The organism is Stappia indica, assembly GCF_009789575.1.
GTDB lineage: Bacteria > Pseudomonadota > Alphaproteobacteria > Rhizobiales > Stappiaceae > Stappia > Stappia indica_A.
The window spans coordinates 3,405,820-3,428,458 of record NZ_CP046908.1 but is presented as its reverse complement, the minus strand read 5'-3'; the positions used below and the strand labels follow the sequence as shown (position 1 = coordinate 3,428,458).

General features: G+C 67.3%; 24 protein-coding genes and 1 tRNA gene. 17 read left to right on the top strand and 8 right to left on the bottom strand.

Going from position 1 to position 22,639, the window contains the following annotated elements; all coding sequences use genetic code 11:
* Complete coding sequence (locus tag GH266_RS16115; RefSeq protein ID WP_158194735.1) at window positions 1–438, bottom strand: tripartite tricarboxylate transporter TctB family protein; 438 nt, start codon at window positions 436–438, stop codon at window positions 1–3.
* Window positions 439–820: 382 nt separating this feature from the next.
* On the opposite strand from GH266_RS16115, the gene GH266_RS16110 reads away from it, so the two are divergent.
* Together GH266_RS16110 and GH266_RS16105 are read left to right on the top strand one after the other, a co-directional pair.
* Complete coding sequence (locus GH266_RS16110; RefSeq protein WP_158194734.1) at window positions 821–1,747, top strand: isocitrate lyase/PEP mutase family protein; 927 nt, start codon at window positions 821–823, stop codon at window positions 1,745–1,747.
* A gap of 34 nt (window positions 1,748–1,781) precedes the next feature.
* Complete coding sequence (locus GH266_RS16105) at window positions 1,782–2,738, top strand: tripartite tricarboxylate transporter substrate binding protein (protein ID WP_158194733.1); 957 nt, start codon at window positions 1,782–1,784, stop codon at window positions 2,736–2,738.
* 83 nt (window positions 2,739–2,821) lie between these two features.
* Here the strand turns inward: GH266_RS16105 and GH266_RS16100 are convergent, their stop codons facing one another.
* A complete protein-coding gene (locus GH266_RS16100; protein WP_199270345.1) occupies window positions 2,822–3,547 on the bottom strand; it encodes a GntR family transcriptional regulator in 726 nt (241 codons plus the stop codon).
* Window positions 3,548–3,700: 153 nt separating this feature from the next.
* Between GH266_RS16100 and acnA the strand changes: the two genes are divergently transcribed.
* From acnA to GH266_RS16080, 4 genes are read left to right on the top strand one after another with little or no spacing between them, the layout of a single operon-like run.
* Entirely contained in the window at window positions 3,701–6,433 is a 2,733-nt protein-coding gene (gene acnA / locus GH266_RS16095; RefSeq protein ID WP_158194732.1) for an aconitate hydratase AcnA, read from the top strand.
* Window positions 6,430–6,861: a nuclear transport factor 2 family protein gene (locus tag GH266_RS16090; protein WP_158194731.1), complete on the top strand. Its 432-nt coding sequence runs from the start codon at window positions 6,430–6,432 to the stop codon at window positions 6,859–6,861. Before acnA ends, GH266_RS16090 begins: the two co-directional genes overlap by 4 nt.
* The gene (locus GH266_RS16085; RefSeq protein ID WP_158194730.1) at window positions 6,858–8,231 is read left to right on the top strand and encodes a dihydroorotase; all 1,374 of its coding nucleotides are present in this window, start codon (window positions 6,858–6,860) and stop codon (window positions 8,229–8,231) included. Before GH266_RS16090 ends, GH266_RS16085 begins: the two co-directional genes overlap by 4 nt.
* On the top strand, window positions 8,228–8,947 hold the full coding sequence (locus tag GH266_RS16080; protein WP_158194729.1) for an isochorismatase family protein: 720 nt from the start codon (window positions 8,228–8,230) through the stop codon (window positions 8,945–8,947). The genes GH266_RS16085 and GH266_RS16080 overlap by 4 nt, the downstream gene beginning before the upstream one ends.
* Window positions 8,948–9,166: 219 nt before the next feature.
* Here the strand turns inward: GH266_RS16080 and GH266_RS16075 are convergent, their stop codons facing one another.
* The 5 genes from GH266_RS16075 to GH266_RS16055 are packed head-to-tail and all read right to left on the bottom strand — an operon-like array spanning window position 9,167 to window position 12,644.
* Window positions 9,167–9,820 carry a potassium channel family protein gene (locus tag GH266_RS16075; RefSeq protein ID WP_158194728.1) on the bottom strand — a complete coding sequence of 218 codons (654 nt, stop codon included), beginning with the start codon at window positions 9,818–9,820 and terminating at the stop codon, window positions 9,167–9,169.
* A 1-nt stretch (window position 9,821) separates the two neighbouring features.
* Window positions 9,822–10,994, bottom strand: coding sequence for a low temperature requirement protein A (locus tag GH266_RS16070; protein WP_158194727.1), 1,173 nt, complete (start codon window positions 10,992–10,994; stop codon window positions 9,822–9,824).
* A gap of 26 nt (window positions 10,995–11,020) precedes the next feature.
* On the bottom strand, window positions 11,021–11,560 hold the full coding sequence (locus tag GH266_RS16065) for a DUF924 family protein (protein WP_158194726.1): 540 nt from the start codon (window positions 11,558–11,560) through the stop codon (window positions 11,021–11,023).
* Window positions 11,557–11,811 (bottom strand): hypothetical protein, encoded by a 255-nt coding sequence (locus GH266_RS16060; protein WP_158194725.1) that lies wholly within the window; start codon window positions 11,809–11,811, stop codon window positions 11,557–11,559. Before GH266_RS16060 ends, GH266_RS16065 begins: the two co-directional genes overlap by 4 nt.
* A 59-nt stretch (window positions 11,812–11,870) precedes the next feature.
* Window positions 11,871–12,644 (bottom strand): SDR family oxidoreductase, encoded by a 774-nt coding sequence (locus GH266_RS16055; protein WP_158194724.1) that lies wholly within the window; start codon window positions 12,642–12,644, stop codon window positions 11,871–11,873.
* A gap of 125 nt (window positions 12,645–12,769) precedes the next feature.
* Here GH266_RS16055 and GH266_RS16050 point away from each other — a divergent pair, with 125 nt between their 5' ends.
* Window positions 12,770–13,681 (top strand): LysR family transcriptional regulator, encoded by a 912-nt coding sequence (locus tag GH266_RS16050; RefSeq protein WP_158194723.1) that lies wholly within the window; start codon window positions 12,770–12,772, stop codon window positions 13,679–13,681.
* A gap of 283 nt (window positions 13,682–13,964) precedes the next feature.
* Here GH266_RS16050 and GH266_RS16045 read toward each other — a convergent pair.
* Window positions 13,965–14,054, bottom strand: a tRNA-Ser gene (locus GH266_RS16045).
* A gap of 551 nt (window positions 14,055–14,605) precedes the next feature.
* On the opposite strand from GH266_RS16045, the gene GH266_RS16040 reads away from it, so the two are divergent.
* The 10 genes from GH266_RS16040 (at window position 14,606) to rsfS (ending at window position 22,565) form a co-directional block, all read left to right on the top strand.
* Window positions 14,606–15,226 carry a 50S ribosomal protein L21 gene (locus GH266_RS16040; RefSeq protein WP_158194722.1) on the top strand — a complete coding sequence of 207 codons (621 nt, stop codon included), beginning with the start codon at window positions 14,606–14,608 and terminating at the stop codon, window positions 15,224–15,226.
* Between the two features lie 48 nt (window positions 15,227–15,274).
* Entirely contained in the window at window positions 15,275–15,544 is a 270-nt protein-coding gene (gene rpmA / locus GH266_RS16035; protein WP_120270412.1) for a 50S ribosomal protein L27, read from the top strand.
* Window positions 15,545–15,680: 136 nt separating this feature from the next.
* Window positions 15,681–16,301 (top strand): GNAT family N-acetyltransferase, encoded by a 621-nt coding sequence (locus tag GH266_RS16030; protein WP_158194721.1) that lies wholly within the window; start codon window positions 15,681–15,683, stop codon window positions 16,299–16,301.
* Complete coding sequence (locus tag GH266_RS16025; RefSeq protein ID WP_158194720.1) at window positions 16,283–16,915, top strand: GNAT family N-acetyltransferase; 633 nt, start codon at window positions 16,283–16,285, stop codon at window positions 16,913–16,915. The genes GH266_RS16030 and GH266_RS16025 overlap by 19 nt, the downstream gene beginning before the upstream one ends.
* Window positions 16,912–17,490 (top strand): GNAT family N-acetyltransferase, encoded by a 579-nt coding sequence (locus GH266_RS16020; RefSeq protein ID WP_158194719.1) that lies wholly within the window; start codon window positions 16,912–16,914, stop codon window positions 17,488–17,490. Before GH266_RS16025 ends, GH266_RS16020 begins: the two co-directional genes overlap by 4 nt.
* A gap of 36 nt (window positions 17,491–17,526) precedes the next feature.
* Window positions 17,527–18,573: a GTPase ObgE gene (obgE, locus tag GH266_RS16015; protein WP_120270418.1), complete on the top strand. Its 1,047-nt coding sequence runs from the start codon at window positions 17,527–17,529 to the stop codon at window positions 18,571–18,573.
* 235 nt (window positions 18,574–18,808) lie between these two features.
* Complete coding sequence (gene proB / locus GH266_RS16010) at window positions 18,809–20,029, top strand: glutamate 5-kinase (protein ID WP_158194718.1); 1,221 nt, start codon at window positions 18,809–18,811, stop codon at window positions 20,027–20,029.
* Window positions 20,022–21,302 carry a glutamate-5-semialdehyde dehydrogenase gene (locus GH266_RS16005; RefSeq protein ID WP_158194717.1) on the top strand — a complete coding sequence of 427 codons (1,281 nt, stop codon included), beginning with the start codon at window positions 20,022–20,024 and terminating at the stop codon, window positions 21,300–21,302. Before proB ends, GH266_RS16005 begins: the two co-directional genes overlap by 8 nt.
* Entirely contained in the window at window positions 21,303–21,914 is a 612-nt protein-coding gene (locus GH266_RS16000; RefSeq protein ID WP_158194716.1) for a nicotinate-nucleotide adenylyltransferase, read from the top strand. It abuts the gene before it with no gap.
* A 237-nt stretch (window positions 21,915–22,151) separates the two neighbouring features.
* Window positions 22,152–22,565 carry a ribosome silencing factor gene (rsfS, locus tag GH266_RS15995; RefSeq protein WP_158194715.1) on the top strand — a complete coding sequence of 138 codons (414 nt, stop codon included), beginning with the start codon at window positions 22,152–22,154 and terminating at the stop codon, window positions 22,563–22,565.
* Window positions 22,566–22,639 lie beyond the last annotated feature (74 nt).

Genomic DNA, 22,639 nt, shown 5'->3' with positions numbered 1-22,639 from the left:
TTATCTTCCGAACGGGGTGAGCGGGATGCCGAGACCGAGCACGAACAGCGCATAGCCGCCCAGCGAGACGCAGGCGGCGAGAACGATGCCGCGCAGGATCGTGTTCTCGACCTCGGCAGCGGCCGTGCACACGGTGAGCAGGAACGTGGCGGCGAAGAAACCGGCCCGCTCGATCAGCAGGGCCCACAAGGCGATGCCGCCCATGATGCAGACGAAGGGCCAGAGGCGGATGCCGACCGGCTCGGCGCTTGCGTTGCGGTCCTGGATCGCGGCGACCAGCGCCAGCACGATCAGCGAAAGACTCAGCATCACCGGAAAGAACCCGGCTTCCATGCGCGTCAGCGTGCCCATGGGATAGGACGCAGCGAGCGCCAGAGCCCCCGCGCCCACGAGCGAAAACAGAAGTGCTGCAATGACCTGCGGCTTTCCAAGACCCATCGGACGTCTTGCCTCCCAGCGGCTTCGAGTGCTCCGACGGCGATCCTTCCTGAGATCGCCCGTCTGCCCCTCCCGGTAGCACGATGCGGACATGTCTCGCATCCACCCGCAAAACTGTCAACAGTTTGTCATGAACTCCGAAAGATCGTCCGGATCTTGCGGCCTGGGAGCACTCCGCAGAGATCGGGTCAAACCCCCGATTTTGCTGGCTATCCGTGATTTTTCGGGAGGCAGCCTGCGCATACCGTTCCGACGCGCCACGGACCAAGGCGCCGGAGGCCTGAAACAGACTGTTGACAGTCGATTTCGGCGAAGCAATAGTGTTGACACTTTTAGGAACGAGCGTCCGCGCTTCCGGGCGCGGGCCAAACGGGCGGACCACATGACAAAGACAAAGGCTCGGATCTACAGGGAGATGCTGGCGGGAGACGACCTGATCGTCAGTCCCGGCGCCTATGACGGATACAGCGCGCGGCTGGCCGAAGCTGCCGGCTACAAGACCGTGGCGACGAGCGGGGCGGCGATTTCCAACTCGCGGATGGGCATCGCCGACATGGGCATCATGGGCCTGAGCGAGAACCTCGACCAGTGCCGGGCCATCGTGCGGGCCGTGTCGGTCCCGGTGACCTGCGACGCCGACACGGGCTACGGCAATCCCGTCAATGTCTTCCATACCGTGCGGGAATTCGAGGCGATCGGCGCCGTCGGCATCAACATCGAGGACCAGGTCAGTCCGAAGCGATGCGGCCACATGCCGGGCAAGGAAGTCGTCGGCACGGCGGAGATGCAGAAGAAGATCGAGGCGGCGTGCCTTGCGCGAAGCGACGACGACTTCGTCATCATCGCCCGCACCGACGCGCTCGCGGTCGAGGGCATCGAAGGCGTCGAGCGGCGCGTGCGCGCCTATGTCGAGGCCGGCGCCGACGTGATCTTCGTCGATGCGGTGAATTCCGAGGAGACCATCGGCCGGGTCGTGGCCGCATCCGCCGTCCCGGTCTCGGTGAACATGGGCTTCGGCATTCGCAGCCGCCCGACCACCCCCCTGATCCCGCTGCCGCGGCTGAAGCAGCTCGGCGTGCGCCGCATCAGCCTGCCGCGCATGCTGCCGGCCGCCGCAATCATGGGCATGCGCACTGCGCTGGAACTGATGCAGCAGGTCGTCGCAACCGGCGAGCCGATCGACCGGCCCGACCTGCTTGTGGGCATCGACGAGATCATGTCGCTGATGGACTACGACAGCGCCCGAAAGCTCGAGGCGCAATTGCTGACGCTCGAGGCGTTCGAAGCGAAGTACCAGAAATCCCACTAGATCACGGCATATTGTTCAACCAAGGGAGGATGTCATGAGGAAGCTGCTGACAGGACTACTGAGCGGATTGGCCATCATCGCGGGAGGCGCTGCGGCCCTTGCCGCGGACTATCCGACGCGCCCGATCACCGTCATCGTGCCGTATTCGCCGGGGGGCACGGACACGCTCGCCCGCACCCTTGCCAGGGACGTTTCCGAAAACCTCGGCCAGCCCGTGGTCGTGGAAACCAAGCCCGGCGCGGGCGGCACCATCGGCGGGGCCTTCGTCGCCAATGCCGATCCGGACGGCTATACGCTGCTGTTCGCGGTCAGCTCGGTGCAGACCGTCGCGCCGCATCAGCGCGAGCTTCCCTATGGCTTCGATGCGCTGCGCGCGGTCGCCCGCGTCGCGGTCGGACCCAATGTCATGGCCGCCCGCGTCGGCGCGCCGTTCGCGACCCTGGAAGAGATGGTCGCCTACGCCAAGGCAAATCCCGACAAGGTCAGCTACGGCAGCGCCGGCACCGGCGGGGCGACCCATATCGCGGCGGAAGCCGTTGCCCGGGCCGCCGGCATCGACCTGTTCCACATCCCCTTCAAGGGCGTGACGCCTGCCGTTGCCTCCGCCGTTGCCGGGGAGGTCGACCTGGTGCTCGGCTTCGCCGCAGCGATCCTGCCGCAGGTCGAGGGCGGCAAGCTGGTGGCCCTGGCCCAGCTCGGTGCGACCCGGGCCAAGCTGGCACCGGACCTGCCGACGCTCATCGAGGGCGGCGTCGACCTGGCGCTTCCCGCCAATATCGGTTTCTGGGCGCCCGCCGGAACGCCGGACGAGGTGGTCGAGGCATTCTCGGACGCGGTGCGCAAGGCCATCGAGGGACAGACCATGACGAACTATGCCGCGCAGACGCTGACGGAACTGGACTATGCCGGGCCGACGGCGTTCGGCGAGGCGCTCGTCGCCGAGGACGCCTTCTACAAGGAGCTGCTGTCGAGCATCGACTTCTCGCAGTAACAGCCGGCCAGCCACTGCCGGAGGGGCCCTTTCCGAAAGGACGGGGCCCCTCCCCTTCAGGTGCCAGTCAGCTCAGGTGCCAGTCAGCCCTTGCCGCGAGAGCGGCCGGGGCGCGGCTCCGGCCCAGTTCCCGGCCCAGTGCCCGGCCCGGTGCCCGGCGCGGCTCCCTGCTCGGCGCCCTGCTCGACCAGCAGGTTCTGCAGCGTCTGGGTGGCCCGCGCGATATGCGCCCGCATCAGCGACTCGGCCAGGTCCGGATCGCGCGCCTTCATGGCCCGCAGGATCTGCCAGTGCTCGGAATAGGCCGTCTCGCGCCGCCCGGGCATGCGCCCGGACTGCACCCGGTAGAGCCGCAGCAGATAGTAGAGTTCCTCGCACAACAAGGCGCGGATCCTCTCGTTGCCGCTGCCTTCCGCGATCCGCACATGAATGTCGAGCACCGGCATCTCGGACCCGTTCTTGCCGCTGCTGAAGGCGAGCAGCAGGTCGTCGATCTCCGCGCTGGACATGGTCATCGTGGCCAGCCTGACCGACATGGCCTCGACCGCCTCGCGCAGCTGGAAGATCTGGATCATGTCGGAGACGGTGAGATTGATCACCCTCGCCTTCAGGAAGGGCTCCTTGGTGATCAGCCCGGTTCCCTGCAGCCGCTTCACCGCCTCGCGCACGGGGCCGCGGCTGACATTGAATTCGGCGGCCAGCGCGAGCTCGTTGACCGCACCGCCGGGCGGGATTTCCCCCCCGATAACCTTGCCGAGAATGCGCTCGAAGACCCCGTCAACGATCGTCTTTGCCTGTCTTTGTTCCACGCGGTCGAAGCTTCCAGATGTCGAGGGTTGCAGGAGACTAGTTGATAACCCCAAGGGCATCAATCGAGCACCCCTTTCCTGCCTTCCGCCCCCACAAAAGTGTTGACACTTTTTCGGGTGCGGCCTATCCCTCCCTGCATGAGGAGAATGCCCTTGTCACCGGATCCGATCCCCCTCACCCGACTGTCCGGAGCCGTTGCCGCCGACACCCAATGCGTCGACCTGCGGGCGATGCTGGCCCGGCGCGACCGCCCGCTGCCGAAGTCGCTGATGGTCGTCCTCGACAACCTGTGCCGGCAGGCGCGGACCGCCGGCGACGTTGCGGCGGACCTTGCGACGGACATTGCGGCGGTCGCGGACTGGACGCCCGGCGCACCGGAGCTGATCGTGCCGGTGAGCGTGACGCGGGTGATCCTCCCCGATTCCAGCGGCCTGCCGGCGCTGATGGACCTCGCCGCCGCGCGCGATGCGGTTTCCCGCTCGGGCGGCGACCCCGCCCGGATCGAGCCGGCGGTGCCGGTGACGCTCGTCATCGACCATTCCCTGATCGTCGACTTCGCCGGGCGGCCGGACGCGGAACAGCTCAATGCCCGCCGGGAATACGCCCGCAACGGCGAACGCTACGCCTTCTTCAAGTGGGCCGAACAGGCGTTCGAGAACCTGAGGATCGTGCCGCCGGGCGCGGGCATCATCCACCAGGTCCATCTCGAGAAGCTCGCCGCCGTGGTTGCCTCGCAGCCGCTCGGCGACGGCCGGAGCCTGGCGTTTCCGGAACTGGTCCTCGGCTGCGATTCCCACACGACGATGATCAACGGCATCGGTGTGCTGGGCTGGGGCGTCGGCGGGATCGACGGCGAGATGGCCGCTCTGGGCCATCCCCATACGCTGCGCATCCCGGAAGTCGTCGGCGTTCGCCTCCTCGGCGACCTGCCGGCCGGCACGACGCCGACCGACCTGGTCCTGACGATCACCAGGCGCCTGCGCGAGCACGGGGTGGTCGGAGCGTTCGTCGAGTTCTTCGGAGACGGCCTCGACCGGCTTGCGGTCGCCGACCGCGCCACCATCGCCAACATGGCGCCGGAATACGGGGCGACCGTCGGCTTCTTCCCGATCGACCGCCAGACGATCGACTATCTCGCCCAGTCGGGGCGCATGCCGGAGCAGATCGCGCTGGTGGAGGCCTATGCGAAGGCGTCCGGCCTCTACCGCGAGCCCGGCGCGGCCGAGGCGGACTATTCGGCGGTGGTCGAGATCGACCTCGGCAGCATCTGCGCCAGCGTCGCGGGCCCGAAACGGCCGCAGGACTTGATCCCGCTCACCGACGTGGCCTCCGCGTTCCGGCGGGGGCTCGCCGCCCCGGTCGCCGAGGGAGGCTACGGCCTGTCCGACGCCGAGCGCTCCGCCACCGTCGAGGTCGAGCTCGACGGCCAGCCGGTCACCTTGCGCAACGGCAGCATCCTGGTGGCGGCGATCACGTCCTGCACCAACACGTCCAACCCGACCGTGATGATCGGCGCCGGCCTGCTGGCCCGCAACGCACGGGCGCTCGGCCTGTCGGTGCCGGCATGGGTCAAGACCTCGCTGGCGCCCGGCTCCCGCCTCGTCGGCGACTACCTGTCGGATGCCGGCCTGCTGGATCCGCTGGAGCAGCTGGGCTTCCACATCGTCGGCTATGGCTGCACCACCTGTTCGGGAAAGTCCGGGCCGATCCATCCGGACCTGGAAGCGGGCTTGCGCGATGCGAACCTGGTCGCCGCCGCCGTGCTGTCGGGCAACCGGAACTTCGAGGGACGCATCCACAAGACCTGCCGGGCGAACTTCCTCGCCTCGCCGCCGCTGGTGGTGGCCTATGCGCTCGCCGGCCGGGTCGACATCGATTTCGGAAGCGAGCCCCTCGGCATCACTCCGCAGGGGCGCGAGATCTTCCTCCGCGACATCTGGCCCGACCCGCAGGAGATCGCAGCGCTCGTCGGCGCGAGCCAGAACCCGCAGCGGTTCCGCGCCAGCTATGCCGGCCTTTACGCGGGATCGGACCTGTGGCGCGGCCTCGAAAGCAAGACGGGCCCGCTCTTCGCGTGGGACGAAACGTCGACCTATATCAAGCGCCCGCCCTTCTTCGAGATGGCGGCCACCCCGCTGCCCGATGCCATCGAGGGCGCGCGGGTCCTGGTGAAATGCGGCGATTCCCTCACCACCGATCACATCACGCCAAGCGGCGAGATCCTGCCCGACAGCGTCGCGGGGCGCTATCTGCTGGACGCCGGCGTCGCGCCGCAGGACTTCAACGCGGTGACCCAGCGGCGCGGGAACCACGAGTTCATGGCCCGCATCACCTTCGACAACCCGCGCCTGAAGAACCATCTGGCCGGGCGCGCGGAGGGCGGGCTGACCCGGCTGTCCGCGGACGGGCCGGTGACGGCGGTGTACGACGCGGCGCGCCAGCTCCGCGAGCAGGGTCGTCCGGCGATCGTCATCGCGGGCCGGGACTACGGCATGGGGTCGAGCCGCGACTGGGCGGCAAAGGGGCCAAGGCTCCTGGGCGTCGTCGCCGTCCTCGCCCGCTCCTATGAACGCATCCACCGCTCGAACCTCATCGGCATGGGCATCATCCCCCTCCGCTTCGCGCCGGAACAATCGGCCGAGACGCTCGGCCTCGACGGGTTCGAGACCTACCGGTTCGCCAACCTGCACGAGGCGGTCGCCTGCGGCGCGCCCGTTTGCGCGACAGCGGAAAAGGAAGACGGGACCATCGTCTCCTTCACGGCACAGGTGGCCACCGCCGGCACGTTCGAACGCGACCTCCTGCAACGGGGTGGGCTGTTCTCGATGCTGCTCGGCCAGCAGGCGGATCCCCTTCACGGCAACACCCAACGGAGCAACCGATGACCGCTACCGCCGACCTTGCCAGCGCCCGAACGGCGGCGCTCGACTATCTGTCAGCCATGGAGGACCGGCGTCTCGACGATGCGCGGCGCCATGTCGGCCCCGGGGTGAGCATGATCTTCCCCGGCGGGCGGACGTTTGCCAGCGTCGAGGAGATCGCCGCGAGCTCCGGCGGCCGCTACGCCGAGGTGCGCAAGACGGTCGAGCGCAGCGAGAGCTGGCACGCCGGCACCCGGATCGCCGTGCTGGTCACCGGAACGCTGTACGGGCGCTGGGCAGACGGCGAGGCGTTCGACGGCATCCGCTTCGCCGACCGGTTCGAGTTCGAGAACGGCCGCATCGTCCGCCAGGAGGTGTGGAACGACGCCGGCGAGCGGCGCCTTGCCCGGGCCGGGATCGGTGAAACGGCCGGAGCCGGAGCCGCGCGATGACCTACGATCTGTGCCTGCACAACGGCGAGGTGGTGGTCCCCGGCGAAGGTTTGCGCCGGATGTCGATCGGCATCCGCGATGGCCGTATCGCCGCGCTGATCGAGGCCGGCGAGACGGTCCGGGCGACGCGGGTGATCGACTGCACCGGCAAGTGGGTGTTTCCGGGCGTGATCGATCCGCACACCCATATCGGCTTCGGCGACAAGGCCAACGACTGGGCGAGCGAGACGCAGACGGCGATGCTCGGCGGCGTCACCGGGCTGATGAGCTTCTGGCGGGCGGAAAGCCTGACGGAGTCCGCCGGCCCCTGGCGCGAGGAGGGGCTGGCGCGCTCGCGCATCGACTTCGGCCTGCATTTCGGCATCACCTCGCAAAGCCATATCGAGGAACTGCCGCACGCCGCGCGCACCCACGGGGTCACCTCGATCAAGGTGTATCTCATGTACAAGGGCGAGACGGGCGCGGCCAAGGGCTTCACCGAGGTCGACGATGCCCTGCTGTTCCGGGCGCTGCAGGTGGGCGCGCGCATCCCCGGCGGCGTCGTCGGCGTGCATTGCGAGAACACCGAGGTGATCCCGGTCTTCCGGGCGCCGCTGAAGGAGGCGGGGCGTAACGACCTGCCGGCCTGGAACGCGCAGTCGCCCGACTTCCTGGAGACGGAGAACGTCTTCCGCGTCGCCTTTTTCGGCGCCAAGGCCGGATGCCCGGTCAACATCGTGCACATGTCGGCGCTGGAAAGCCTCGACCTGGTGCGGCGCATGCGCCATCCCGCGCGTCCGCCGATTCACGTGGAGACCTGCATCCACTACCTGTCCCTGTCGGAGAACGCGCCCATCGGCCTGCATGGCAAGGTCAACCCGCCCCTGCGGACCCAGGCGGACATCGACGGGCTCTGGGAGGGCGTGCGCGAGGGCGACATCTCCACGATCGGCTCCGACCATGTGCCGCGCAAGGCGGCCACCAAGGGGCCGGACCTGTGGCGGGCAAGCGCCGGCTTTCCCGGGATCGCGCAGATCCTGCCGGTGCTGCTGGAGGAAGGCCACCACAAGCGCGGCATCCCGTTGCAGACGCTTGCCGCCGCCACCAGCCGCAACGTGGCGCGGCTCTACAATCTCGACGGCAAGGGCTGCATCGCGCCGGGCTACGACGCGGATTTCGCGATCGTCGATCCCGACGGCGAGACGCTGGTCGACCACGCGGCCCTGCCCTCGCATTCCGACTACTCGCCCTATCAGGGCAAGCGCTGCCGCGGCGCGATCACCCACACGGTGCTGCGCGGCAACATTCTGGTCGAGGACGGCAGGCCGGCACCCGTACCAGGCACGACCGGACGATACATCCAGCGCAACGCCGGAAAGGAAACGACATGAGCGAACGCATCTGGGACCGCTTTCTGACGGACAAGGACAAGCGGATCTACCAGCTCGCGGGTTACGGCAAGCGGGGAGGCTTCGGAACGCGGCCGGCCCTCTTCATCATCGACGTGCAGTACAATTTCTGCGGCGACGAACCCGGCGAGGACCAGGAGGAGGGCCTCGGCAAGTACCGCACCCATTGCGGCGAGGCCGGATGGAAGGCCGTGCCGCATATCGAGCGGCTGCTGAAGCTCGCGCGGCAGAAGAACCTGCCGGTCTTCTATACCCAGTCGGAGCGCCGGCCCGACATGATCGACAGCGGCGTCCAGCTCGGCAAGAGCCATCGCGGCCATGAGAAGACCAGCACCGAAGGCACCCATGCGACCCAGACGGTGGCGCCGCTCAAGCCCGAGCCGCAGGACATCCTGATCGGCAAGCGCAAGCCGTCGGCCTTCTTCGGCACGCTGTTCATGAGCCACCTCAACTTCCTGGATGTCGACACGCTGATCATGACCGGCTGCACGACGTCGGGATGCCTGCGGGCGACCACCGTCGACGCCTACTCGTTCAACTTCAAGGTCGTCATACCGGAAGAGACCGCCTTCGACAGGTTCGAGGCCAGCCACGCCATCAACCTGTTCGACCTCAACTGCAAGTATGCCGACGTCATTCCCGTCGACGAGGTCGCGGCCTATCTGGACGGCCTGCCGGTCCGAGAAACCCCGGCCTAGTGTGGTGAATTCGCAATTCGTGCAGACCCGAAGGGCGTCGGCACGGACGCGGGCGGACATCGATGCCGTGCGTACACTCGTGCGCACGGCAGATTTGTCCGGAAGGGGACGACAAGAGGCGACGCGTGCCAGGCGGGAGCTGAGCCAATGGCGGGGCGTCAGGGATAGCGATGAGACCCGTGTCTGCCCGACAGCCCTCTACACCCCTCCAAGACAGGCCTATTCCCGACTGGCGTGCAGCCCGACCAACCGGGACAGCAACATCACTGTGTAGAGCGTGCCGCCAATGGCTTCGAAGGCGACGAAGGACTGGGCATAGGAGCCGACCGGCGTGATGTCGCCATAGCCCAGCGTGGTCAGGGTGACGTAGCTGAAATAGACCATCTGCTGCCAGTCGACCGCCGCGCCGGAACTCGCCACGAAGGATCCCGGCACACACCATTCGATGAGGGCCAGCACGGCGGCGAAGCCCGACCCGATCACGAGGTAGAGCGAGGTCGCGGAGATCAGCACGTCGGTCATCACGGTCCTGGCCCCGAAGGTGTAGCGTGCCAGCACCACGACCATGCCGAGATGATAGGCAATGGAGGTCAGATAAACGGCCAGGGCCGCCCCATTCGAGGGGGCGTAGGAATTCAGAAGACCCGCCAGGAACACGGCAAGTCCGGTGCTTGCGACCACCACGCGCAAGGGGCGGTGGTCCGTGAGCGCCCAGGTCGCCACCACGAAGATTGCCGCGTAGAAGCCATAGAACAGCGCGGGCCAAATCCCCCCCGCGGCCGACAGCGGGTAAGTCAGGTTGTGGATCAGGATCGCGGCCAGAAAGCCGGCATTGGCGGTAACTTTGTTGCGCGCAGTGGGCAGTGTCAGCATCTCAGGCCGCCTTCCGGTGGCCGAGTGCCGCCATCGCCACCATGATCGACAGGACGCCCGCGCCGAGCCACAACCCGTTCAGGTGCAGGCTCAAAGCCAGCCAGCCCCAGACCGCAACGCCCGCCACGGCCAGAAGGTAGGACGCGCGCAAGCGCTCCGCAGCGACGCGATGAAAAATCGTGCAGCCGAAAAGGAAAAGCGACGGCCCGGCGAAGGCGATGATCGCGGTCTCGGCATGGATCGCGTCGTGAGGATGGGCCACGATCATCTCGATGGCGACGGCGGTCACGATGGCGCCGCAGACCGCGACCCCATGCGCGTAGGCCAGACCCGCGCGGGCGAGACTGGTGTGATCCGTCTCATGTTCGAACCGATGCTCGCCCGGTTCTGAGAGATCGACGAAGTAAATCCACCACAGTGTCACGATCAGCAGGAAACCGATCAGTGCGGCGACGCCCGTGTCCAGATGGATCTCGTGGCTGACCAGATAGCCGCCCAGCAGGAGAATGGATTCCCCAAGCGCGATGATGAAGATCAGCTGGTTGCGCTCGAACAGATGCAGCCCTTTCAACGGCCAGCTCGACATCGGGGTCGAGCCCTTGCCAGGCAGCCAGTATCCCAGATAAGGCGCGGCATAGTCGATCAGCACGGCGAGGATCCAAAGCTCCAGACGCGCGGGCGCGATGAAGGCCCCCAATATCCAGAAGATGCCGGAAATCGCGCTCCATGCGCCAAGCTGGGCATAGTTCCGCCCCATGGCCTGACCGCGAAACACGATGGCCATATAGCTCGCCCGGATCAGCGCCATCGCCACATAGGCGACGGCGAACAGTGCCGCGCGTTCGCCGAAAGCCTGCGGCGCCGCCACCGCCATCAAAAGCGCACAGCCCATCAGGACGATCATCAACCCGCGCCCGCTGGGATGATCCGGGTTGACCCAGTTTGCCGCCCAGGCCGTGTAGTTCCAGGCCCACCAGACGGCAGCAAAGAGCGTCACATATTCCAAGGCACCAAGCCAACTCGCATGTTCGAGGAGGTAATGGGAGAGTTGGATGATGGTGAAAACATAAACGAGATCAAAGAACAGCTCCATCGTCGTGACGCGGGGCGTGTCTTTGGGGTCGAGGTTACGCAAGGCGTGTGTCGGGACAAGGCGGTGCAATAGGTTGGACATGAATACTACCTGTTGTGTCTTCTCGATTATCCCTGAAACCCGCCTGCATTCAAATACTGGCTTTCTTCGGGGGTCAGCCTGCGTTTGAAGATCGGTTGCCTGTGGGGGAAACGCCCGAAACGCGCGATGATGTCACGATGGCGCCTGGCCCGGTGAAGTCCCGAGGGCAGATAGCGGCGATGCAGCGCGACCGATTGGTCCTGATCCTCCAGCACCTCGGAATGCGCGAAAGGCAAAAGCATGAAAAGGCGGAGGTCCGGCGGCAACCGGCCGATGAAGCCCTGCTGCCGGGCATGACGCGCCAACGACAGGGCCTGCGGGTCTGCGCGGTACATTTCCCTGGTGCCCCGGAACGCATTGCGTGGATACTGATCGAGCAGGATCAGCAGCGCCAGGCAGCCCTCGGGCGTGTCTTGCCATTCCGCAAGATCGCCCGCCATGGCCGCCTCATGCAGGAGCGCGAAGCGTGTGCGAAAGGCAGCGTCGAACGCGGGCGACTGGGAGAACCAGTTCCCCGCATTGCCTTGCCACCATGTGATCACTTCCAAGATCCGGGCGATTGTCATGCCGACCGCCGTGCAAGAAACCAGGCGAGCAGGCACGGAACGCCGAAGATCACGGCGAAGATGGGCAGTTCTTCGGCCACGCTGTATCCCGCCTGGGTCACGCCGACCCAGAGATTGATCGCCGAGGCCATCGCCAAAAGCCCCGCATAGACGGGAAAAGCGCGGTGCAGGGACACGCCGCGCCAAAGGGCAATGCCATAGACGACTGCCATCAGGGCAAGCCCACCAAGGATCACGAGAAGAGTGTGCATATGAAACCTCCGGATCGGAAGAGGCGGCGGGACCGGTGCCCCGGCCGCGTCCACCGGTATTATTTGGTCGTGTAACCGCCATTCACGAGAATCGTCTGGCCGGTCATCCACCATCCGCCGGAAACCATGAAGGTGATCCAGGGCGCGATGTCTTCGATGTCGGTCAGGCCGGTCTTCGAGAAGGGCGAAAGCGCGGCGGCGTTCTTGTGATATTCAACCGCCTCCTTTTCCTCCGCCGGGTAGAAGAAGGAGGTATCCATCGGACCCGGCCCGATTGCGGTCACAGAGATGCCGCGCGCACCCAGTTCCTTCGAGGCGGCACGCGTGAAGTGTTCGACCGGCGCCTTGAGACCCTCATAAGCGGCGTAGAAGGGCGTGTAGGCCCCCAAGAGCGAGGTCACGATGGTGCAGATCTTGCCGTTGTCATTGAGGTGCGTGCCGGCTTCTTTCAGGAAGAAGAAGGCGGACTTGACGTTGACCGCGCAGGATTGGTCGAACATCTCTTCGGTCACCTCGGCCATCGGCTTCTTCACCACCATGCCGACGGTGTTGATCGCGATGTCGGGACGCCCCACCGTCGCGACGGTGTCCGCGAACAGTTTCTCCATCGCCGCTGCCGAGGTCAGGTCCGCCTGAAAGGCCACCGCTTCGGCGCCTGCGGATTTGATCGCCGCAACGGTTTCTTCGGCAGCCGCCTTGGTGGCGTCGCTGTTGTAGTGGATGGCGACGGCCTTCGCGCCGGATCTGGCGAATTCGCGCGCCAGCAACCCTCCCAGGTTTTTCGCGCCGCCGGCGATCAGAACCACTTTCCCTTCAATGCTGTTTCTCGACATGCCATTTCCTTTCCGCTTTGCGTGCGCCGTTTGAAACGGCGGCTTGCGGAGAAGATGGCATGTTTATCGACCTGGATAATTGGGTCTGTCTTGACATCATTCGACAGAAATGACGAACAATAAGCATGGATCGAATTCAACAGATGCAGGTGTTCATTCAAGTCGTGGAAAGCGGGAATTTCACGCGCGCCGCCGAAGCCCTTGGGATTCCGCGCTCGACCGTGTCCAGCTCGGTACAGACCCTGGAGGACAGACTGGGCGTCCAGCTTCTTCAACGCACCACCCGGGTGGTACGGCCGACGCAGGAAGGACTGCAATTCGCCGACACCGCCCGCGATCTGGTGGATGCGGTTGCACGGGCCGAAGGGCAGTTCCGGCTGCGGCCCGACGACATCTCGGGGCGCCTGCGCATCGATATGCCCAGCCGGATCGCACGGCGACTGGTCATCCCGCATTTGCAGGCATTTCGGGCGCGCTATCCGGGGGTTACGCTGGAGATCAGCGCCACCGACCGGATGATCGATCTGGTCTCGGAAGGGATCGACGCGGTGGTGCGCCTGGCCGTTCTGGAAGACAGCGAGCTGATCTGCCGCAAGATCGGCGACGTGCCGATGCTGACCTGCGCCGGGGCGGACTATCTGGCGCGGTATGGTACGCCGCTGACCCCTGCCGACCTCGCGGATCATCATCTTGTCAATTATGCACTCCGCATGCCCGCTGTCTCATCGGAATGGGATGGTCTTGAGAGCGGGCGCGAGATCGTCGTCGCCATGCAAAGCCACCTTTGTGTCGACAACGCGGAAAGCTACGTTGCCGGTGCGCTGCACGGGCACGGGCTGATCCAGGTCCCCGTCTACGACGTCGCCGACGACATCGCGGCGGGGCGACTGGTCGAGGTGTTGCCCGAGTACCGACCCTCCGCCGTGCCGATTTCGGTCCTCTATGCGCGCAGGCGTCATCTCGCCCCTGGGCTCAGGGCGTTCATGGATTGGCTGGAGGAGTTGCTGCAGGCGGAAGGGGTTGTCGCCACCGCGTGAAACGACCAAGATAAGTCCCGGGAGGCTTCGGACCGAGCTCCTCCGAACCTTCGCTCAAAGGCATCCATGCCGGCCTGCTGCCAGCTTCGCCGCCGAAGCCTGCCGGATCGGCAACAGCCCAATCCGGTTGTTCCCAAGGTGCTGCAGCGTGTGCTCGGCGGCCATTCCGACAAGACTGTCCAGCTTGGCCGAGCATGCGAGAACCGCGCATAGCGGCCAAATCCGCTATCCGACCGAGAATCAAAGAGAGGGATGGGAAATCTGTGCGCCTGTCGGCGGTGAATGGCGGAGAGAGAGGGATTCGAACCCTCGGAACGCTTGCGCGCTCAACGGTTTTCGAGACCGCCCCGTTCAACCACTCCGGCACCTCTCCGCTATATGAGATGTCGTGGTCTCAAAGTGCGACGGTACATAGCGAAGTGCGCGGGGTCGCACAAGAGGCGTCTTGCAACTTTTCCCCGGTCCTGCAGATTGCCGCAGCACAACGGGCCGATGCGGCACGAAAGCGCCGGCACCAGCGCATGACGGACGCCACGGTGGCATGCGTGTCACAAAAGCGCCGGCGCGCGCGGCAAAGCGCACAAAACCGCCCTTGCAAGCGTTGACTTTGCATCGCCGATCCGTATAGTCGCGCTGCTTCGCAAAGGGTCCGAAAAGGCCCATCCGTTGCCCGAGGCTCTCCGCCGTTCCCCGCAACCCACAGCCAACGCCCTTGAAAACGGGGCCTGACTGCGGCTTTTCCGGTGACCGGCAGACCATCTCGCCAGGCTTTGAAGGGCCCCGCCCGACGCGCCGGCAGGACGGTTTCAAGAGAGGCAATGTCCTCTTCAAGTTCCCGCAAGGGACGCCGAAGGGCAGGAGGCGAAGCCCGGCAGGCCACAAAGGCCGGCCGGCGAGCAAAACGAAAAGAAGGACGTGCGAGACATGTTCGCAGTGATCAAGACGGGCGGCAAGCAGTACCGCGTCGCCCAGGATGACCTGCTCAAGGTCGAGAAGATCTCGGCAGAAGCAGGCGAGACCGTGACTTTCGCGGAAGTGCTGATGGTGGGCGGCGAGACCGACACCATGATCGGCGCTCCCCTGGTCGAGGGTGCGAGCGTCGTCGGCGAAGTCGTCGACCAGGCCCGCCACCGCAAGATCGTCATCTTCAAGAAGCGCCGTCGGCAGAACTCGCGTCGCCGCAACGGCCACCGCCAGAGCTTCACCCTGGTCAAGATCACCGACATCCTGACCGGTGGCGCCAAGCCGGCGACCAAGAAGAAGGCTGCTGCTCCGAAGGCGGAGAAGGCCGAGGACGCAGGCGCCGAGGGCGATCTGCCGGTCCTGTTCACCGCACCGGATGCGCCCGCCGACGATCTGAAGAAGATCTCCGGTGTCGGCCCCGTGCTGGAGAAGAAGCTGAACGCGATGGGCATCACGACCTACGCCCAGGTCGCCGCCTTCACCGCGGAAGACATCGCCCGCGTCGACGAGGCCCTTTCCTTCAAGGGCCGCATCGAGCGCGACAACTGGGTCCAGCAGGCTTCGGATCTGGCCGGCAAGTGATTGCCGCCATTCAAGGCTGACTGAAGGTTTTCGACGAGGAGTTTCGTCATGGCACACAAAAAGGCAGGTGGCTCGTCCCGTAACGGCCGCGATTCCGCGGGCCGACGTCTGGGCATCAAGAAGTTCGGCGGCGAGGCAGTCGTCCCGGGCAATATTATCGCGCGCCAGCGCGGCACGAAGTGGCATCCGGGTACGGGTGTTGGCATGGGCAAGGATCACACGATCTTCGCCGTCGTCGAGGGTACGGTGACGTTCCAGGCCAAGGCCAACAAACGCACGTATATCAACGTGATGCCACTCGTAGACGCAGCAGAGTAAAGCCGACGTGTTTGGTTCGAACCGCCGGCGTCTCATCGACCCGGCGGTTTGAACAAAACCGGCATGATCGCGACGGATCAGGGGAGATGGGCCGCCATCTCCCCTTTTTCTTTTCGTCGCAATGCCGGAGGACACCATGGTTGCGGATCTCGAAGAGGGCCTGGAAGAAGATAGTCTGGCCGCGGTTGTCGGCCCGCAGGAAACCGAGCGGCTGAGGCTGGACGCGCTGCGTCCCGACGACCTCGCCGACATCGTCTTCCTCGCCAACAACCGCCGCATCGCCACGATGGTGGCGTCGATGCCCCATCCCTTCACATTGGCGGACGGGCGAAACCTCATCGCCCTTTCGGCGAGCCGAACGACGACGCGAGCCAATTTCGCCATTCGCCTGAAGTCGACGGGCCGCGTCATCGGCGTCATCGGCTATGGCGCGCCCGACGAGGGCGAGCCGCTGCATCTGGGCTACTGGGTCGGCGAGCCGTTCTGGGGCCAGGGCTACGCGACCGAGGCGGCGCACTCGGTCGTCGATCATGTCTTCGCGGTGCAGGGCGCCGACCGGCTGACGGCGGCGGCGCGCGTCACCAACCCCGCCTCGCGGCGGGTGCTGGTCAAGTGCGGCTTCCAGTTCGTCGAGCAGGGGATGATCCATTCCCGCGGCGCCGGCGGCGCGGTCTCGGTCGACCGCTTCGCCATCGACCGCAGCACCTGGCGCGCCCTCAAGCAGTGGGGGCGGATGACATGCCTGAGCTCCGCCTGAACGAGCGCCTGAACAAGGGGCGCCTGAACGAGCGCATCGCCACCCGGCGGCTGGTGCTGCGGCCGCTGGAGACGGCGGACGCGGAGGCCATCGACAGGCTGTGCAGCCGCGACCACGACGTGGTGCGCTGGCTGACCGGCATGCCCTGGCCGCCGAAGGACGGGGCGGCGGCGGAGTTCGTCGCCGCCGCGATCGACGCCGACCCGCTGCGCGGCGAGGCGGCCTTCGCCGTCACGCTCGGCGGCGTCCTGATCGGCCTCGTCGCCGTCAAGGCGCCGGGGGATCTGGCAGACCATCCGGACTGCCCCTCGCTCGGCTACTGGATCGGCCGGCCGTTCCAGGGCTTCGGCTATGCCGGCGAGGCCGCAGCGGCCGCGCTCGGCTGGGGCTTTGCCGCCCATGACTGCAAGGCGATGGCGGCGCGGGCCTTCGCCGACAATACCGCCTCGCTCAAGGTGCTGCACCGCCTCGGCTTTCGCGAGACGGGGCGGATGATGCGGTTCTCGCTGGCGCTGGGGCGCGAGGTGGAGAACGTGGTGCTGCGGCTGGAACGCAAGGATTGGCGCGGCGGCGAGGCCGGCGCCGGTGCGCGGATGGAGGCGGCGGCGGTATGAGCGCGCTCGTCCATCCCGTGCTGAGGAGCGCGCGGCTGACCCTGCGCGCGCCCGTCGCCAGTGATCTCGACCGGCTTGCAAAGCTGGCGAACGATGCCGATATCGCGCGGATGCTGGAGCGCATGCCGCATCCCTATTCGCGCGCGGACGGCGAGGCCTGGCTTGCCGGCATCGGTGGTGATCCGGCAAAACTCGAATTCGCCATCGACGACGGCAGCGGGTTCATCGGAGGCCTGTCGCTGCGCGGATTGGACGAAACGCCGGTGATCGGCTATTGGCTTGGCCGGCCCTATTGGGGGCACGGCTACATGAGCGAGGCTGCCGGCACCGCGCTTGCCTGGATTTTCGGGGAGACCCGGATTTTCGGCGCAGGAAGCGCGCAGGCCGTGGAAGCCCGCGCGATGACAGAGAATACCGCCTCGCGGAACGTGCTGACAAAGCTCGGCTTCCGCGATATCGGCGAGACGGACTGCGCGAGCCTGGCCTGCGGGACAAGCCGGCCGGCGCGGCGCTACCGGCTCGACCGCACGACATACGAGAACCGGAACCGGGGACATGCCCCGGGCAAGGCCTGACGACCGGCCCGACGGGCCAGCAGAAAGACGCGACGCATGAAGTTCCTCGACCAGGCCAAGATCTATGTCCGTTCCGGCGACGGCGGCGCGGGTGCCGTGTCGTTCCGGCGGGAGAAGTATATCGAGTTCGGCGGCCCCGACGGGGGCGATGGCGGGCGCGGCGGCGATGTCTTCGTCGAATGCGTCGACGGGCTGAACACGCTGATCGACTTCCGCTTCGCCCAGCATTTCAAGGCCAAGACCGGCATGCACGGCATGGGCCGCAACCGCACCGGCGCCAAGGGCGACGACGTGGTGCTGCGGGTGCCGGTGGGCACGGAGATCCTGGAAGAGGACAACGAGACGGTGCTGGCCGACATGACCCGCGTCGGCGAGCGGCTGCTGCTGCTCAAGGGCGGCAATGGCGGCTTCGGCAACGCGCATTTCAAGTCGTCCACCAACCAGGCGCCGCGCCATGCCAATCCCGGCCTCGAAGGCGAGGAGAAGTGGATCTGGCTGCGGCTGAAGCTGATCGCCGATGCCGGCCTCGTCGGCATGCCGAATGCCGGCAAGTCGACCTTCCTCGCCGCCGTCTCGGCGGCCCGGCCGAAGATCGCCGACTATCCCTTCACCACGCTGCATCCCAATCTGGGCGTGGTCGAGATCGACGGCAACGGCTTCGTGCTCGCCGACATTCCCGGCCTGATCGAGGGCGCGCACGAGGGCATCGGCCTCGGCGACCGGTTCCTCGGCCATGTGGAGCGCACGCGCGCGCTGCTGCATCTGGTCGACGGCACCCAGGAAGACCCGGGCGAGGCTTACCGCGTGGTGCGCGGGGAGCTGGCCGCCTATGGCGCCGGGCTCGACGAGAAGCCGGAAGTGGTGGCACTGTCGAAGGTCGACGCGCTGGACGAGGAGACCCGCGCGGAGCGGGCCGCGATCCTGGAGGAAGCCTGCGGCCAGAAGCCGCTGCTCTTGTCCTCGGCGAGCGGCGAGAATGTCGACCGGGGCCTGCGGATGATCCGCCGCGCCATCGACCGCGACCGCGAGCAGGAAGCGAACTCCGTGCCGCAGATGCCGAGCGAGCCCTGGCGCCCGTCGTAAGGCGCCAGGCACGGGAAGCGGACACGACGCGACAGGACGCAAGGCGATGGCGACAGCCCGCCGAAGACAGGAAACCAGGCCCGCGATGAAGACGGGCCGCAACGGAGGGGCCGTGATGGGCCGACCATGACCGGGAGCGCCTTGGCGGGCGCGCGAGGGCGTCCCGCCCCACCCTCCCCTGTCTTCCGCGCGCGCCTGCAACGGGCCGCGCACCCGAACTGACGGACCACACCCGATGTCCACCCCCCTCTCCGATTCGCTGTCCGCCCTGACGGACAGCGACAGCAAGGCCGGCACCGCAAAAGCTGCCGGCCGCCTCTCCTCCCACCGCCGCCTCGTCGTCAAGATCGGCTCGGCCCTGCTCGTCGAGGACGGCAGGCTCAAGCGCGACTGGCTCGACGCGATGGCCGACGACCTCGCGATGCTGGCGCGGGCCGGCACGGAGCTCATCGTCGTCTCCTCCGGCGCCATCGCGCTGGGGCGCGGCGTCCTCAAGCTGCCGCGCGGACCGCTCAAGCTCGAACAGGCGCAGGCCGCCGCCTCGGTCGGCCAGGTGGCGCTGGCCCAGGCCTATGCCGAAGCGCTCGGCGCGCGCGGGCTGACCGCCGGCCAGGTGCTGCTGACGCTCGGCGACACCGAGGAGCGGCGACGCTACCTCAACGCCCGCGAGACGCTGGGCACGCTGCTGAAGCTCGGCGCCGTTCCCATCGTCAACGAGAACGACACGGTCGCCACCTCCGAGATCCGCTACGGCGACAACGACCGGCTGGCGGCGCGCGTCGCCACCATGGCCAGCGCCGACTGCCTGGTGCTCTTGTCGGATGTGGACGGGCTCTATACCGCGCCGCCCGCCAGCAATCCGGATGCGGTGTTCCTGCCCGAGGTCGCGGCGATCACCGGCGAGATCGAGTCCATGGCGGGCGCTGCCGGCTCCGAGCTGTCGCGCGGCGGCATGCGCACCAAGATCGACGCGGCCAAGATCGCCACCTCCGCCGGCACGACCATGGCGATTGCCAGCGGCAAGCGGATGAACCCGCTGGCGCATCTGGAAGCAGGCGGCCGGGCGACGTGGTTTCTCGCAAGGTCGACACCCGCCACCGCCCGCAAGGCGTGGATCGGCGGCCATCTGGAGCCGCGCGGCGCGCTGCATCTGGACGCGGGCGCGATCCGCGCGGTGGAATCGGGCCGCAGCCTGCTGCCGGCCGGCATCCGCCGGGTGGAAGGCGACTTCAACCGCGGCGACGCGGTGCGGCTGGTGGCCCCGGACGGGCGCGACATCGGCCGCGGGCTGGTTGCCTACGACCACCCGGAGGCGGGACTGATCCTCGGGCGCAACAGCCGCGAGATCGAGACGATCCTCGGCTATGCGGGCCGGGCGGAGATGGTGCACCGGGACGATCTCGTGCTAAGCGGGCAGACTGGAGAGACGGCAACGGGAGGCGGCAGCGATGCTTGAACGGGTGGCGAAGACCGACATCGCGGGACTGATGCGGCAGATGGGCCGCGAGGCCCGCGCGGCGTCGCGCCGGCTGGCAACGGCCGATGCGGCAACGAAGAACGCAGCCCTTGCGGCGATGGCCGAAGAGGTGCGCGCAGCCACCGCCGAGATCCTCGCCGCGAATGCGCAGGACATCGCCGCGATGACGGAAGGCGGCCAGACCGCCGCCTATCTCGACCGCGGCACGCTGACAGAGGACCGCGTCGAGGCGATTGCCGCCGGCATCGAGGCGGTGGCGGCGCTGGACGATCCGGTGGGTGCGGTGATCGCCGCCTGGGACCGGCCGAACGGGCTGCATATCGAGCGCGTGCGCACGCCGCTCGGCGTCATCGGCGTGATCTACGAGAGCCGGCCCAACGTGACGGCGGATGCCGGCGCGCTGTGCCTGAAGGCCGGCAATGCGGTGATCCTGCGCGGCGGCTCCGATACGATCCGCTCCAACCTCGCCATCCATGCCGCGCTGGCGCGCGGGCTCGCCCGTGCCGGCCTGCCGGAAGCGGCGATCCAGGTGGTGCCGGTGACCGACCGGGCCGCCGTTGGCGAGATGCTGGCCGGCCTGGAGGGCACCGTCGACGTGATCGTGCCGCGCGGCGGCAAGAGCCTCGTCGCCCGCGTGCAGCAGGAAGCGCGCGTGCCGGTGTTCGCGCATCTGGAAGGCCTCTGCCACATCTTCATCGACCGCAGCGCCGATCCCGAGATGGCGCTGAAGATCGCGGTCAACGCCAAGATGCGCCGCACCGGCATCTGCGGGGCGATGGAAACGCTGCTGATCGACCGGGCCGTGGCGGACACGCTCATGGTGCCGATCTGTACCGCGCTGATCGAGGCGGGCTGCGAGGTCCGGGGCGACGCGGACGTTTGCGCTGCCGTGCCGCAGGCGCGCGCGGCGACCGAGGACGACTGGCGCACCGAATATCTCGACGCGATCCTTGCCGTGCGCGTCGTCGACGGGCTGGAGGCGGCCATCGAGCATATCGAGAGTTACGGCTCGCATCACACCGACGGCATCATCGCCGAGGACCCGCAGGCGGTGGCGCGGTTCTTCGCCGAGGTGGATTCGGCGATCCTGACGCACAATGCCTCGACCCAGTTCGCCGATGGCGGCGAGTTCGGCATGGGCGCGGAGATCGGCATCGCCACCGGGCGCATGCATGCGCGCGGGCCGGTGGGCGTGGAGCAGCTGACGAGCTTCAAGTACCGGGTCCACGGCACCGGGCAGGTGCGCCCCTGAATGGACCCTCGGCTCGCCATTCCGCATGCCGAGCCGGGCAATCGCATCGGCCTGTTCGGCGGCTCGTTCAATCCGCCGCATTCCGGCCACCGGCTGGTCGCCGACATCGCGCTGGCGCGGCTCGGGCTCGACCAGCTGTGGTGGCTGGTGACGCCGGGCAACCCGCTGAAGGACCATTCGGAGCTGGCGCCGCTGGCCCGGCGGCTGGATGCGGTGGAGGCGATCGCCCGGCATCCGCGCATGGTGGTGACCGCGCTGGAGACGCAGCTCGGCACCGCCTATAGCGCGCGCACGCTGGCCCGGCTGACGCAGCTGCGCCCGCGGCTCAAGTTCGTCTGGGTGATGGGGGCGGACAATCTCGCCGGCTTCCACCGCTGGCAGGACTGGCGCGGCATCTTCGCCCGCGTGCCCATCGCCGTGGTCGACCGGCCGGGCGCGACGCTGCCCGCGCTCGCCTCGCCGGCGGCGCAGAGCTTTGCCGCCTGTCGCCTCGACGAGACGGATGCACGGCTGTTGCCGGGCATGGCGCCGCCGGCCTGGACATTCCTGACCGGGCCGCGCGATGCGTCTTCTTCCACCCGGATCCGTGCCAGTGCGAAAGCAGGGCGATAAGGAACCGTTCGGCACGTTGCCGGAGATGTCTTGAAAACGCCACCAACGAGGGCCACTCTTTTACTTGCGCCGGAAGAGTCGCGCCGTACCGCGTTTCGGCGTACAAGGCCGGATAACGGACGATCTGCCGAAGGCAGGACGTCCCTATCCATCGGGCCGCTGCCCAAGCGGATGCACCTTGCGGTGCAGCCACGGCACGCGGCCGGACGAACCGGATGAAAGGCAATCCGTCTGAGTATGACCTTCGAAACCGAGGCGCCGGCTTCCACCGCCCCTCGTCCCGCAGCAGCCGCCACGCAGCAGCGTGCGGGCCTGCTCGATAGCGTCCTCGCCTCGCTGGCCGATTCCAAGGCCGAGGACATCGTCACCATCGACATCACCGGCAAGTCGCCGATGGCCGACCAGGTCATCGTCGCCTCGGGCCGTTCGCACCGGCATGTCGGCGCCATCGCCGATCACCTGCTGCGCGACCTGAAGGATGCCGGCCACGGCAATGCCCAGATCGAGGGCGCGCCCCAGTGCGACTGGGTGCTCATCGACGCGGGCGACGTGATCGTCCATGTGTTCCGCCCAGAGGTCCGCGCCTTCTACAATATCGAGAAGCTGTGGTCCGTGGACGACGTGAGCGCGCCGGTACACTACGCCGGCTGACGCCGGCCACAGGTGACGGGACGGACAGGACCGGATCCCGCCGGGCCTCGCGCCGGCGGGACAGAGGCTTTGTG